The sequence below is a fragment of the Ruegeria sp. AE3 genome (genome assembly GCF_056542225.1).
In genome coordinates, this window is record NZ_JBQFZL010000003.1 from 134,462 (window position 1) to 147,737 (window position 13,276).

At 56.4% G+C, this 13,276-nt stretch carries 18 protein-coding genes; 14 read left to right on the forward strand and 4 right to left on the reverse strand.

Translation table 11 applies throughout. The annotated features are described in order from the left end of the window. Positions 1-24: 24 nt before the first annotated feature. Positions 25-987 (reverse strand): malate dehydrogenase, encoded by a 963-nt coding sequence (gene mdh / locus ACR0NZ_RS09330; RefSeq protein ID WP_480518443.1) that lies wholly within the window; start codon positions 985-987, stop codon positions 25-27. Between the two features lie 161 nt (positions 988-1,148). On the opposite strand from mdh, the gene ACR0NZ_RS09335 reads away from it, so the two are divergent. Then, the gene (locus ACR0NZ_RS09335) at positions 1,149-1,904 is read left to right on the forward strand and encodes a sulfite exporter TauE/SafE family protein (protein WP_480518445.1); all 756 of its coding nucleotides are present in this window, start codon (positions 1,149-1,151) and stop codon (positions 1,902-1,904) included. Here ACR0NZ_RS09335 and ACR0NZ_RS09340 read toward each other — a convergent pair whose 3' ends face one another. Beyond that, positions 1,905-2,210, reverse strand: coding sequence for a hypothetical protein (locus ACR0NZ_RS09340; protein WP_480494306.1), 306 nt, complete (start codon positions 2,208-2,210; stop codon positions 1,905-1,907). Between the two features lie 169 nt (positions 2,211-2,379). On the opposite strand from ACR0NZ_RS09340, the gene ACR0NZ_RS09345 reads away from it, so the two are divergent. The 13 genes from ACR0NZ_RS09345 (at position 2,380) to ACR0NZ_RS09405 (ending at position 12,199) form a co-directional block, all read left to right on the forward strand. Next, a complete protein-coding gene (locus tag ACR0NZ_RS09345) occupies positions 2,380-3,237 on the forward strand; it encodes an HpcH/HpaI aldolase/citrate lyase family protein (RefSeq protein WP_480494304.1) in 858 nt (285 codons plus the stop codon). A 6-nt stretch (positions 3,238-3,243) separates the two neighbouring features. Next, the gene (locus ACR0NZ_RS09350) at positions 3,244-3,798 is read left to right on the forward strand and encodes an NnrU family protein (protein ID WP_480494302.1); all 555 of its coding nucleotides are present in this window, start codon (positions 3,244-3,246) and stop codon (positions 3,796-3,798) included. 12 nt (positions 3,799-3,810) lie between these two features. Further along, a complete protein-coding gene (locus tag ACR0NZ_RS09355; RefSeq protein WP_209506521.1) occupies positions 3,811-4,017 on the forward strand; it encodes a DUF1737 domain-containing protein in 207 nt (68 codons plus the stop codon). Next, positions 4,017-5,045, forward strand: coding sequence for a MaoC family dehydratase (locus ACR0NZ_RS09360; protein WP_480518447.1), 1,029 nt, complete (start codon positions 4,017-4,019; stop codon positions 5,043-5,045). The genes ACR0NZ_RS09355 and ACR0NZ_RS09360 overlap by 1 nt, the downstream gene beginning before the upstream one ends. Before the next feature lie 54 nt (positions 5,046-5,099). Beyond that, on the forward strand, positions 5,100-5,762 hold the full coding sequence (locus tag ACR0NZ_RS09365; protein WP_480475096.1) for a DUF1194 domain-containing protein: 663 nt from the start codon (positions 5,100-5,102) through the stop codon (positions 5,760-5,762). Between the two features lie 215 nt (positions 5,763-5,977). After that, the gene (gene sdhC, locus ACR0NZ_RS09370) at positions 5,978-6,364 is read left to right on the forward strand and encodes a succinate dehydrogenase, cytochrome b556 subunit (protein ID WP_480518449.1); all 387 of its coding nucleotides are present in this window, start codon (positions 5,978-5,980) and stop codon (positions 6,362-6,364) included. Positions 6,365-6,377: 13 nt separating this feature from the next. Next, entirely contained in the window at positions 6,378-6,749 is a 372-nt protein-coding gene (gene sdhD, locus ACR0NZ_RS09375; RefSeq protein ID WP_480475100.1) for a succinate dehydrogenase, hydrophobic membrane anchor protein, read from the forward strand. Between the two features lie 18 nt (positions 6,750-6,767). Continuing rightward, positions 6,768-8,573, forward strand: a complete 1,806-nt coding sequence (sdhA, locus tag ACR0NZ_RS09380; RefSeq protein ID WP_480518451.1) for a succinate dehydrogenase flavoprotein subunit — start codon at positions 6,768-6,770, stop codon at positions 8,571-8,573. A gap of 24 nt (positions 8,574-8,597) precedes the next feature. Next, positions 8,598-9,197, forward strand: coding sequence for a hypothetical protein (locus tag ACR0NZ_RS09385; RefSeq protein WP_480518453.1), 600 nt, complete (start codon positions 8,598-8,600; stop codon positions 9,195-9,197). 147 nt (positions 9,198-9,344) lie between these two features. Continuing rightward, complete coding sequence (locus ACR0NZ_RS09390; RefSeq protein ID WP_480518455.1) at positions 9,345-9,971, forward strand: sulfotransferase; 627 nt, start codon at positions 9,345-9,347, stop codon at positions 9,969-9,971. Between the two features lie 31 nt (positions 9,972-10,002). Further along, the gene (locus tag ACR0NZ_RS09395) at positions 10,003-10,782 is read left to right on the forward strand and encodes a succinate dehydrogenase iron-sulfur subunit (protein ID WP_117870326.1); all 780 of its coding nucleotides are present in this window, start codon (positions 10,003-10,005) and stop codon (positions 10,780-10,782) included. A gap of 122 nt (positions 10,783-10,904) precedes the next feature. Then, complete coding sequence (locus tag ACR0NZ_RS09400; protein ID WP_267363816.1) at positions 10,905-11,045, forward strand: hypothetical protein; 141 nt, start codon at positions 10,905-10,907, stop codon at positions 11,043-11,045. A gap of 290 nt (positions 11,046-11,335) precedes the next feature. Then, entirely contained in the window at positions 11,336-12,199 is an 864-nt protein-coding gene (locus tag ACR0NZ_RS09405; protein ID WP_480518457.1) for an urea carboxylase-associated family protein, read from the forward strand. 24 nt (positions 12,200-12,223) lie between these two features. Here the strand turns inward: ACR0NZ_RS09405 and deoD are convergent, their stop codons facing one another. Both deoD and ACR0NZ_RS09415 read right to left on the reverse strand, forming a co-directional pair. Then, a complete protein-coding gene (gene deoD / locus ACR0NZ_RS09410) occupies positions 12,224-12,934 on the reverse strand; it encodes a purine-nucleoside phosphorylase (protein WP_480518459.1) in 711 nt (236 codons plus the stop codon). A gap of 17 nt (positions 12,935-12,951) precedes the next feature. Beyond that, positions 12,952-13,269: an H-NS histone family protein gene (locus ACR0NZ_RS09415; protein ID WP_480518461.1), complete on the reverse strand. Its 318-nt coding sequence runs from the start codon at positions 13,267-13,269 to the stop codon at positions 12,952-12,954. Positions 13,270-13,276: the final 7 nt, after the last annotated feature.

Sequence of the window (13,276 nt, forward strand, 5' to 3'; positions counted from 1 at the left end):
TCAAATTCGGATTGTCTGGCAGTTTTACGCCAACGAGCTGTCGATGCCTTTGCACGCCTCGATCAGGCCTTTCACGGCGTTGACCGAATTGTCGAAACCGGCTTGCTCGTCTTCGTTCAGCTTGATGTTAACGATGCGCTCGACGCCGCCTGCGCCAATGACTGTCGGCACCCCGACATAAAGGCCGTTAACGCCCAACTCACCGCTGCAGTACGCCGCACAAGGCAGAACACGCTTTTGGTCTTTCAGATAGGCTTCGGTCATTTCGATCGCCGAGGTGGCGGGCGCGTAATAAGCCGATCCGGTTTTCAGCAGGCCTACGATTTCGGCGCCACCATCACGGGTGCGCTGTACGATGGCGTCCAGCTTTTCTTGCGAGGTCCAGCCCATTTCAACCAGATCAGGCAGAGGGATACCAGCAACGGTCGAATAACGAACTGATGGTACCATGGTGTCGCCGTGGCCGCCCAATACGAACGCGGTCACATCGCGCATCGAGACGTTGAACTCTTCCGACAGGAAATGCGCGAAACGTGCTGAATCCAGCACGCCAGCCATGCCGCAGACTTTGTTATGCGGCAGGCCCGAGAATTCGCGCAGCGCCCAGACCATCGCGTCCAGCGGGTTGGTGATGCAGATCACGAACGCATCGGGCGCATGTGCTGCGATACCTTCGCCGACCGACTTCATGACTTTCAGGTTGATGCCCAGCAGGTCATCGCGGCTCATGCCCGGTTTGCGGGCTACGCCTGCGGTCACGATGCAGACATCCGCGCCGGCGATATCGGCATAGTCGCTGGTGCCTTTCATCGAGGCGTCAAAGCCTTCGGACGGGCCGGATTCGGCGATGTCGAGCGCCTTGCCCTGTGGCAACCCGTCAGCGATGTCAAACAGGACAACGTCACCCAGTTCTTTGACAGCTGCAAGATGCGCAAGCGTGCCGCCGATGTTCCCCGCGCCGATCAGCGCAATCTTGGGTCTGGCCATTTGGAATATCTCCGGTCGGTTTTGAAATCGCGGCTGTGCTAGTCGTTAAAACGGCATTAGGCAAGAGTTCTGCGACGTGGCATACAACCGCATACCGTTTGCGAGACCCTATGTGGTTGCGCTAAAGGGCCTTTGAGACAAGCCAAAACCGGGACCGGTGCATGTTTGAATTGAACCTGATGTTTTTTGCAGTGGCGATCCCGGCGGTGATTTTTGCGGGTATCTCGAAGGGTGGTTTCGGCTCGGGCGTGGCCTTTGCGTCATCATCGATTCTGGCCTTGATCCTAACGCCCGGGCAGGCCCTGGCCCTGATGCTGCCGATTCTGATGGTCATCGATGTGGCCACTTTGGGCCCTTATTGGAAGCGGTGGAACTGGGGGGATGCGCGCCTGCTGATCCTGGGTGCTGTACCCGGTGTGGCAATGGGGGCATGGCTTTACCGTTCAACGGATGATGACCTGCTGCGCCTGCTGATAGGCGGCATCTCGGTCGGGTTCGTGATCTGGCAGATCGCACAGTCAAAAGGCTGGGTGCGCGGGTTTGCCAGACGGTTGCCACCCTCCGCTGGCCTGCTTGCAGGGCTGGTCGCGGGATTCACCAGCTTTGTCAGCCATGCCGGAGGCCCTCCGGCTGCCGTTTACTTGTTGTCCCAACGGCTGACCAAGACCGAGTTTCAAGCCAGTACAGTATTGGTCTTCTGGGTGATTAATATCGCGAAGTTTGTACCCTACGCTTATCTGGGCATGTTCACGTGGCAGACGGCATGGGCCGATATGCTGTTAACACCGTTTGCTGTTCTCGGTGCCTGGCTGGGCGTCCGTGCACATTTCATGTTGTCCGAACGCCTGTTCTTTGGAATTGCCTATGTGCTGCTGACCCTCACAGGCAGTAAGCTGATCTGGGACGCACTTACCTGATCAGGCGTTCGGGGGCAGCGCTTCGGCTACAGCCTCAAAAGCTTGCCCCGAAGCGACGAGGCAGGTGACCCCGTTGGGCAAGGTCACCGTGATGGTCCAGCTGCCGCTTTGAGTTGAGGCGAAAAGCTCCATGACCGCGCCTTGCTGGGCCAGACCAAAGCCCCTGCGCGTTTCGCCATAAGTGTCGGTCAGCCTTTCCAGCACATCCTCTCGCGGTGCGCAGTTTTGCCCCTGGGCCTGTACCTGTTGTGCCGCCAGAACCATGATCCCAAGTCCCATCGTCATCTTGAACATTGTCTTTCGCATCCCGAATCCTTTCGGTTCCCTCTGCCGGTCAGGGTGCCGCGCAGGGGCCGAAATTCAGTTAAGGCAAAGCACGTTGCGTCGTGTTTGCTGCGGTGCGGCAATTTTGGGCTTGAACTTTCCGGTAAAAAATGCCCCATTCCGCGCAACTTTATTTCAATGGGAGTGGCCCATGGATCCTCGTCAGCGCCCCTATCGTTCGGTTCTCTATATCCCCGGGTCCCGGGATCGGGCTTTGGAAAAGGCCCGCACTCTGCCGGTAGATGCAATCATATTTGATCTGGAAGACGCGGTCGCAGCCGACGAAAAGGACAATGCGCGCGAAACGCTCAAGGCGGCTTTGGCTGCCGGAGGGTACGGATCACGCGTCAAGATTGTCCGGATCAACGGGTTAGACACCGAATGGGGCCGTGCGGATGCCGAGGCTGTGCGCGAAATGGATGCCGACGTTGTCCTGTTGCCTAAAGTGAATTCGGCGGCTGACGTAGACGCGCTGGCTGCGATCACCGGAGATTTGCCGATCTGGGCTATGATGGAAACCCCGCGTGGAATGCTGAACGCAGCAGAAATCGCCGCGCATCCGCTGATGGCCGGATTCGTGATGGGAACAAATGATCTGGCGAAAGAGCTGCAAACCCGCTTCCGCCCAGATCGCCTGCCGATGATGACCTCGTTAGGGCTGTGCTTGTTGGCTGCCAAGGCCGAAGGGCTGATCATCATCGACGGTGTTTACAACGCCTTCAAGGATGTCGAAGGTCTGGCGTTCGAATGTGCGCAAGGCCGCGATATGGGCTTTGATGGCAAAACGCTGATCCACCCGGCCCAGGTCGAAGTGGCAAATACCGCCTTCGCGCCATCGGATGATGAGATCGACCTGGCTCGCCGCCAGATCTCGGCCTTTGAAGAGACCGAGGCCCTTGGCCAAGGGGTCGCCGTTGTCGATGGCAAGATTGTCGAAAATCTGCACGTTGTAACTGCCCGCGAAATTCTGGCAAAAGCAGAGGCGATATTAGCTTTGCAAGCGGGGTAGGCCAGCATGGGCTTTGTTCTTCTGATCTTGGGTGTGGCGCTGTGGTGGGGGGCGCATCTGTTCAAACGTGTGGCACCTGAACGCCGTGCCGCAATGGGTGACGCGGGTAAAGGCGCTGTTGCCCTGGCTTTGGTCGCGTCGATCCTTCTGATGATCTTCGGGTATCGCATGACCGACTTCATCCACGTTTGGGCGCCGCCGACCTTTCTGATTCACGTCAACAACCTGTTGGTTTTGATCGCGATTTATTTGATGAGTCCTGCGGGCACAAAAGGCCGGCTTCTGAACAAGCTGCGCCACCCGATGCTCGGCGGGTTCAAACTGTGGGCTTTTGCGCACCTGTTGGTGAACGGCGATCTGGCCTCGATCATCCTGTTTGGTGGCCTTCTGGCATGGGCGGTGGTCGAAGTCATTGTAATCAACAAGTCTGAACCTGAGTGGACCCCGGCAGAGCCTGGCACTTACGGCAAGGATGCGATGTTCGTTGTGGCTTCGATCGTTCTGATGGGAATTATCGGGTACATCCATGGGCTGGTTGGCCCATCTCCGTTCGGCTCATAAGGATTTGATTTGATGTCGAAGCTTTATCGCTTGCTGACCGAAGAAGACACTTCGGCCTTCTGTCACAAGGTGTCCGACGCCCTGTCAAAGGGATGGGAGCTGTATGGCGACCCGGCTTACGCCTTTGATGCCAACGGCAACGTAATGCGTTGCGCGCAGGCCGTGACCAAAGAGGTCGAGGCCGACTATTCCCCCGACATGAAACTGGGACAGCAGTAATGGCAAAAACAAATCCGGGCCGATTTTTCGAGGACTATTCTGTCGGGCAGGTGTTGCAGCATGCAGTACCTCGCACCGTGACCGAGGGAGAGCGCGGCTTGTATCACGCGCTCTATCCCGCACGTCACGCGCTTTACTCCTCGGATGAATTTGCCCGGGACTGTGGGTTGCCGGAAAGCCCGATAGATGATCTGGCCGCGTTCCACATCGTGTTCGGCAAGACCGTGCCTGATGTTTCTCTGAACGCGGTTGCCAATCTGGGCTATGCCGAAGGTCGTTGGCTGAAACCTGTTTTTGCCGGCGATACGCTGCGATCCGTATCAGAGGTTATCGGCCTGAAGCAGAATTCCAACGGAAAAACTGGTGTTGTCTGGGTTCGTACCCGCGGGTTGAACCAGTTGGACGAGGTGGTTCTTGAATATGTGCGCTGGGTCATGGTGCGCAAGGCAAACATGGATGCACCCGCGCCCGAGACGGTTGTTCCCGATTTGAAGGCTGTGCTTGATCCGCAGGACCTGATCGTGCCGGAAGGGCTCGATTTTGCAAACTACGATTTTGCCCTCGCGGGCGAGGCGCACCGCTGGGGCGATTATGAGGTCGGTGAAACCATCGATCATGTGGACGGTGTCACCGTGGAAGAGGCCGAGCATATGCTGGCCACACGTTTGTGGCAGAACACCGCCAAGGTGCATTACGACCTGACGTTCCGTCCGGAAGGGCGGCTCATTTACGGTGGGCATGTAATCTCGATGGCGCGGGCATTTTCCTTCAATGGCCTTGCAAATGCGCAGATGATTGTCGGCTTGAATGGTGGCGCCCATGCTAACCCTTGTTTTGCGGGTGATACGATCAAGGCATGGTCCGAAGTTTTGGACAAAGCGGAAACCGGGGTTCCCGGCATAGGCGCTGTGCGATTGCGTCTGGTCGCGACCAAGGGCGGTGATCCGTTCAAGCTGAAGAACGAAGAAGGGCGGTACCTGCCAGATGTTCTTCTGGATCTCGACTATTGGGCATTGATGCCCAAATAGGTGATCTGACGGATATGTGACGCCACGGCTTGCAAGGCGTGATAGGTTCGCACAATGAACCTGCTACGCGCGATATTGGCCAGCGTCACTCTGGCACCTGCGGCTCAGGCCTGCGATCTGGCCTTGGCTTTGGCTGTGGACGTTTCTGGTTCGGTCGATAGCAGCGAATATCGCATCCAGATGGATGGGTTGGCCGCAGGTTTGCGCGACCCGATCGTGTCCGAGGCACTGGTGCGGGGGCAGGCGCGGCTGATGCTGGTGCAGTGGACCGGCTCATCGCGCCAGCGGATCACTATCCCCTGGACCCGTATCGATAGCTTTGCCACGCTGGATCAGTTTGCAGACCGGGTCGCCGCCGATCCGCGCATCTGGCGGAATTTTTCGACGGCAATCGGCGAGGCGCTTCAAATGACCCTGAGTTCATTTGATTCGGTTTCCGACTGCCGACGGCATCTGATTGACCTGTCAGGGGACGGTGTGTCCAATGAAGGGATTGAACCTACACGGGTACATGCGGCCCTGCGCGCCGAGGGAATCGTTGTCAACGCGCTGGCTATTGAGGAAAGCGAACCGGACCTGACGGCATATTTCTTTGAGAATGTCATCGTGGGCGAAGGTGCCTTTGTCGTTTCTGCCACCGGGTTCGCGGATTACCCGGAACGAATTCGTCGAAAACTGCTGCGCGAAGTGACGCAGCAAACGGCAGACCTGAAATGACGGCTTGAGAGATTCGTGATCACATCTCTTCGGCCTTGAAAACGCTAACATTGACAGTGCGGAATGTGATATGTGATCACGAGATTATTTTGTGTGATCACATAATTGAATTATCCGTATAATTGAGCGCAATTTGATGGTTTTTGCACTCGCAGCACGTGACAGTGTCGCAAAAACCAGTAAAACGTTCGGTAGCCAACCGAAAAGGAGCCGCCATGGCCGATGTAAATCGGGGCAATCGCCCACTTTCGCCGCATCTGTCGATTTATCGCCCGCAGCTGACGTCGATCACGTCCATCCTGACGCGCATCACCGGTAACGCCCTTCTGCTCGCAGCTCTGTTGATCGTCTGGTGGTTTCTGGCCGCTGCAACCTCGCCCGAGGCCTTTGCCGTAGCGAATGGGGTAATAACCTCGATGCTTGGAGACCTTGTGATGGCGCTGTCCGTTTGGGGGCTTTGGTATCACACGCTGGCCGGTGTGCGGCATCTGATCTGGGACAATGCAGTTGGTCTGGATATTCCGACAGCGACCAAAATGGGTTGGGCTGTTGTTATCGGATCGGTCGTCTTGACCCTTCTGACCCTTGCCCTCGTCGCGTGATTGGAGGCCTGACATGCGTTATCTGACCGACCGCAAACGCGCCGCTGGACTTGGCTCGGCGAAATCCGGTACTGCCCATTTCTGGGCGATGAAAGTCAGCTCGGTTGCTTTGCTGATCCTTGTGCCGTTGTTTGTATTCACCTTTGGCCCGATCCTGGGCCAGCCATTCGAGGTCGTTCTCGACTACTACTCGCGACCTTTCCCTGCCATCGTGGCAGCACTGACGCTGGCGGTTGGCTTCAAACACTTCGCGGACGGTGCGCAGGTGATGCTTGAAGATTATGTTCACGGCACGCTTGAAAAGGTCCTGATCATTCTGTTGACCTGCTTGTCTTATGGCGCGGCTGCGGCTGGCATCTTTGCCGTCGCTCGCATTGCCCTTTAATTCCCGGAGCTGAAAGAAATGGCTGCATACGAATACGAAACGCATGAATATGACGTGGTCGTTGTCGGTGCCGGTGGGGCCGGTCTGCGGGCAACACTGGGTATGGCGGAACAGGGTCTTCGCACGGCTTGCGTAACCAAGGTTTTCCCAACCCGTTCGCATACTGTGGCCGCTCAGGGCGGTATCGCCGCGTCGTTGTCAAACATGGGGCCCGACCACTGGCAGTGGCACATGTACGACACTGTGAAAGGCTCGGATTGGCTGGGCGATACCGATGCGATGGAATACCTAGCTCGGGAAGCGCCCAAGGCTGTTTACGAACTGGAGCACTATGGCGTTCCGTTCAGCCGAACCGAAGAGGGTAAGATCTATCAACGCCCGTTTGGTGGTCACACCACTGAATTCGGCGAAGGCCCGGCAGTCCAGCGCACCTGTGCCGCTGCGGACAGGACCGGCCACGCGATCCTTCATACGCTGTATGGCCAGTCGCTGAAGAACAATGCCGAGTTTTATATCGAATACTTCGCCATCGACCTGATCATGTCCGATGACGGCCAGTGTCAGGGTGTTGTCTGCTGGAAGCTGGACGATGGCACGATGCATGTCTTCAATGCCAAGATGGTTGTGCTGGCGACCGGCGGGTATGGCCGCGCCTATTTCAGCGCGACCTCGGCCCATACCTGCACCGGTGACGGTGGCGGTATGGTGGCCCGCGCGGGCTTGGCGCTGCAGGATATGGAGTTCGTTCAGTTCCACCCGACCGGCATCTACGGATCGGGCTGCCTGATCACCGAAGGCGCGCGTGGCGAGGGCGGTTACCTGACCAACTCGGAAGGTGAACGGTTCATGGAGCGTTACGCCCCCCAGTACAAGGACCTCGCACCGCGCGATTACGTCTCGCGCTCGATGACCTTGGAAATCCGCGAAGGCCGTGGTGTCGGTGCGGAAGGGGATCATATTCACCTGAACCTCAGTCACCTCCCAGCCGAAGCTTTGGCAGAACGTCTGCCCGGCATCTCGGAAAGCGCCAAGATCTTTGCCGGCGTGGATGTCACCAAGGAACCGATCCCGGTTCTGCCAACCGTGCACTATAACATGGGCGGTATCCCCACAAACTATTGGGGTGAAGTTCTGAACCCAACGGCCGAGAACCCGACAGCTGTGGTTCCGGGCCTCATGGCAGTGGGCGAAGCCGGTTGCGCCTCGGTCCACGGCGCGAACCGCTTGGGCTCGAACTCGCTGATTGACCTTGTGGTCTTTGGCCGCGCGGCGGCGATCCGGGCAGGCAAAGTCGTGAATCCTGAAGCTGCGAACCCGGTTCTGAACCAGGCATCGGTCGATAAGGCCTTTGACCGGTTCGACGCGGTGCGCAACGCTAGCGGTTCCATCCCGACCGCCGAGTTGCGGCTTGAGATGCAGAAAACCATGCAGGCGGATGCTGCCGTGTTCCGTACCGCCAAGACCATGGCCGAAGGCGTCGAGAAGATGACGGCAATCGCTGCGAAGATGGACGATCTGAAAGTCACCGACCGGTCGCTGGTCTGGAACAGTGACCTGATGGAAACGCTGGAGCTGTCCAACCTGATGCCCAACGCGCTGACTACGATCGTTGGCGCAGAGGCGCGCAAGGAATCCCGAGGTGCCCACGCGCACGAGGATTTCTCTGCACGTGATGACGAAAATTGGCGTGTTCACACGGTTAGCCGGGTCGAAGGCAACAAGGTCGAGCTCAGCTATCGTCCCGTGATCGTCGATCCGCTGACGACCGAAGACGAAGGTGGCATCAGCCTGAAGAAAATCGCACCCAAGGCACGTACGTTCTAAGGGCTGGTCAGGAATAGGGGCGAGATGGCTGAGTTTTCTTCGACTGATTATTGGCAACGCCGATATGAGCGCGGCAAGACCTCTGGTGCGGGGTCTTACGGGCGTCTTGCTGTCTACAAAGCGAATTTCATCAACACGATGGTCGAGATGGAAGGCGTAAAATCGGTTGTGGAATTGGGATCGGGCGACGGAAATCAGGCGCAATTGTTTGATATCCCGAAATATACCGGTTTGGATGTCTCAGACCTTTGCGTTCGGCGCTGCAATGAAGTTTTTCGATCCCGGCCCAATTGGGTGTTCAAAAACGCTGATTCTGAGGTTGAGCCGCATGACGTATCTCTTTCGCTGGATGTAATTTATCATCTGACAGAAGACAGCGTTTTCGAAAACTACATGCGGCGGCTGTTCGGACTGGCAAAGCGTTTTGTCTGTATCTATTCGTCGGATTTTGACCAGAATCCTTCCAATCAGCATGTGCGCCATCGCCTGTATTCCGCCTGGATTGAAGACTTCATGCCCGGCTGGCAACTCTATTGTGAAGAAGAAAACCCGTTTGCCGTAAAAGGGCATGCTCATGCCTCAAAGAACAGCTTTGCCGCGTTCAAAGTGTTCGAGCAGAGATGAACGAGTGACTGGCACAAGCACCATATCGACCCAGGAAGCCAAGCCTACCGCTTTTGGTCCTTTCAAATGTCGGAAGGGCGTTCAAGTAAGCGCATGTAGTGCTGAAGTGCCAGGCGTATGGCGGTGTATGTTTTGCTGGTGCTCTCAATGACAGTCGAGAAGCTCCAATCCGGGCAAAGCGATCCCAAGATAATCTTGATCGGCTTGAACCGATGTGCGACGACCTCGTTTCACAAGCTGTTTCAGAACAGTGGGATCCCTTCGGTGCATTGGGAAGATGATCAGGGAAAAAACCTTGCCCTTAGAATGGTTACAAACATTGCCATGGGCCGCAGGCCACTGGATGGGTTCGGTGCAATCCGGGCCTTCACCGATATCGCCTTTGTCAATTCGCGCTTCATGTTGGACGGCGCGAGGTTCTTTCGAGAGCTGCACGCGGCTTACCCGGACGCCTTTTTCTTGCTGAACACGCGCAATCGCGATGACTGGATCGCATCCCGTGCCAACCATTCCGGCGGTAGGTACCTTGAGCGATGCTGCAAGGCCAATGGACAAACGGCCGATGAAGTGAAACACGGCTGGGCACATATGTATGATGTGCACCATGCCGAAGTAGAAGCCTATTTCGACGGCAACCCGCGCTTCCTGCGCTTTGATATCGACTGTGACGATCCGCAACGCGTTGCGGACTGGCTCGCGTCGGATTTTGACGTGAACATCGCCCATTGGGGGCATTATAACCGAGGGGCGTCTCAGCGCGCCCGGACAGGCTGAAAGGCGGCCTTGTGCTGAATGGAGAATTGACATGGTTCAACTGACCCTGCCCAAAAATTCCCGGATTATCACCGGCAAGACTTGGCCAAAGCCGGATGGCGCGACCAATGTGCGAAAGTTCCAGATCTATCGCTGGAACCCGGATGACGGACAGAACCCCCGTGTCGATACCTACTTTGTAGATATGGACACGTGCGGGCCGATGGTTTTGGACGCGCTGATCAAGATCAAGAACGAAATCGACCCGACCCTGACATTTCGCCGGTCATGCCGTGAAGGCATCTGCGGCTCGTGCGCGATGAATATTGACGGGATCAACACGCTGGCCTGTATCTATGGCATGGATGAGATCAAGGGCGACGTGAAAATCTATCCGCTGCCGCATATGCCTGTGGTCAAGGACCTTATCCCTGATCTGACCCATTTCTATGCCCAGCATGCGTCGATCATGCCGTGGCTGGAAACCAAGACCAACCGTCCTGCAAAGGAATGGAAGCAGTCGATCGAAGATCGGAAAAAGCTGGATGGTCTCTATGAGTGTGTGATGTGCGCCAGCTGCTCGACCTCGTGCCCGAGCTACTGGTGGAACGGCGACCGGTATCTCGGCCCTGCTGCTCTGTTGCACGCATATCGCTGGATCATCGACAGCCGGGATGAGGCCACGGGTGAGCGTCTGGACGAGTTGGAAGATCCGTTCAAGCTCTATCGCTGCCACACCATCATGAACTGCGCCAAGACCTGCCCCAAAGGTCTGAACCCGGCCAAGGCGATTGCCGAGATTAAAAAGATGATGGTCGAACGCGCGGTATAATAACCTGCACCGAATTGCGGTAAACGCATGTCGATCTTGCAAAATAAGGCGATGTAGCCCCGGCTGCATTGCCTTATTTTTTGGTCAGGGAGGAGCGATGAGTTCGAGTCAGGATCACTCCAATGAATGCAAACACATCCAAACAAAAAATCGACGCTAAAGAGGCGCTGAAACTGCTGGAGCAGGCATGGGCCTACTACACGCCGGAACCGGTTAAAGCCGACAAAGAGCCCGAGCTGTTCGAATACGCAAACGCGGCCTGATCCAATACGACAGCCCTTGAAAAACTTCGGTCAATCGGCAAAGCAGAGGAATGCCTGTTCTTCTGCTTTTGTTGGTCGCCGGAGTGTTCGCCTATTTTTTCTGGCGCTCGCGCCATTCAACGCTGACACGTGATTGTCGCTGGCGACAGGACAGACGTCATGGCATCTGGCGGTGCAACTATTGTGGAGCGGAAATCGCTGCGACGGACCAACCTATGCGATGCCTGAAGGCAAGTGATGGTTGAGAATAGGGCTTTTCGCGAGCCAGAGAATCCGCCACTCTGCACGCCATGACTGGTTCTGAGAATACTGCCCGCCCCCCCGAAGATGCCGAAGCCCGTCGTTCGGTCGCCCCTGTTATTTGTTATCCGAACGATGCCTTGCCGCGACCAGATTTGCCCTGGATGAGATCTGTACGCCAACGGGCAGTCAAAACCGGCGAAGTCCTGGTTCCTCCGCGTGAGGCGTGCTGTTTTGATGTACCTGCCGGGCATTTCTTTCGCATCACATCGGTTGAAGGCCCGCAGGTTGGCGATTTGAACCTGTGGAACCGCAATGATTTATCCGAGCGCTTTTATTCCGGAAAAACGCGGGCTTTGCATGGCACGCACCTGACCACCGGAGAGCGGATGTGGTCCAGTTTCCCACATCTGCGCCCGATGGCCACGATCATAGCGGATACACTGGAATGGTACGGGATCGATGCATACGGGGGATCGGTTCATGACGTAATCGGCACGCGTTGTGATCCATATACGGGCAATTTGCTGTCCGGCACGCAGTATCACCACTGTTGTCATTCCAACCTGACCCGCGCGCTGGCGGATCATCTGAGTATTCCGATGGATGAGGCCGAACCTGTGGTGCACGACGTTCTGAACGTCTTCATGTGTACCGGTTTCACTCGGGATACAGGTCAGTATTTCATGAAAGCATCGCCCGTTCGCCCCGGCGACTATCTGGAGTTCTTTGCTGAGATCGATCTGCTGGGCAATCTCAGCGCTTGTCCGGGTGGGGATTGTTCCTCCGAACATTCCTCGGACACAGCCGCGTGTTTTCCCTTGTTGGTCGAAACATTTGCCGCGACGGTCACAGACCTGGATGGCTGGGAAAGCCCGGCGCGCAATGGCTATGATCGCACGCACGGGCGCTAGGTTCAGCGGGCAACTACATCATTGTCAGCTGCTCGGAAATGCGGCCTGTAGCGCGATTTCCACCATGTCTCCAAAGCTGCTTTCACGTTCCGAGGATGGCAGAGCCTCTCCCGTTAGAAGGTGATCGGAAACGGTGAGAACTGCCAGAGCACGGCATTTGTGGCGCGCTGCAAGGATATAGAGCTCGGCCGCCTCCATTTCGACGCCGAGAATCCCGTGGCGCACCATCTGTTCATTCAGGTCCGGGCGCTCATCATAGAAAACGTCCGAAGAATAAATCCCGCCGACATGGTTAGGGGTTGCTTTGGCAGCCGCCGCCTTTGCGGCCGCCTGCAACAAACTCCAATCGGCGCAGGGTGCAAAGTTCAGTTCTTTCATGATACCGCGTGACGGCGTACTCAGCGTTGTTGACGTCATTGCCAGAATGACGTCTCGTATTTTTACGCTGTCCTGCATTCCGCCACACGACCCAATTCGGATCAGGGTTTTTGCGCCGTAATCGCGAATTAACTCGTTTACGTAAATGGAGAGCGAGGGCATTCCCATGCCGCTACCCTGTATCGTTACAGGATTCCCCTTCCAATTTCCGGTAAACCCAAGCATCCCCCGAACGTTATTGACTTGCTTCACATCGTCCAAAAACGTCTCGGCCGCCCATTTCGCCCGATAAGGATCTCCGGGTAATAGAACGGTTTCTGCAATTTCACCTTTTTCAGCGCCGATATGAATTGTCATTGTTTGTTCCGCCCCGATCAGATTTCAAGATCGGAAATATCGGCACCCGCCTGCAACGCGTCATGCACCCATTTCGGCTTGCGGCCACGACCTGTCCAGGTTTGTTCCGGATTGGCAGGGTTGCGGTATTTTTCTTTTGTTTTCGTGTTCTTGGATGCGCGGGGTGTGTCGCCTGAAAGCTCGGACAGCGAGTATCCGAATTCCGCGGCAGCCTTTTCTGCGGCTTTCAAAGCCTCACGGCGCTCGCGTTTTTCGGCTCCTACCAAGGCTTTTTCGACATCGTCACGCAATGCCAAAAGGTCTTTACGCGACATCTGTTCAAGATTGATCCCCATCATTCAT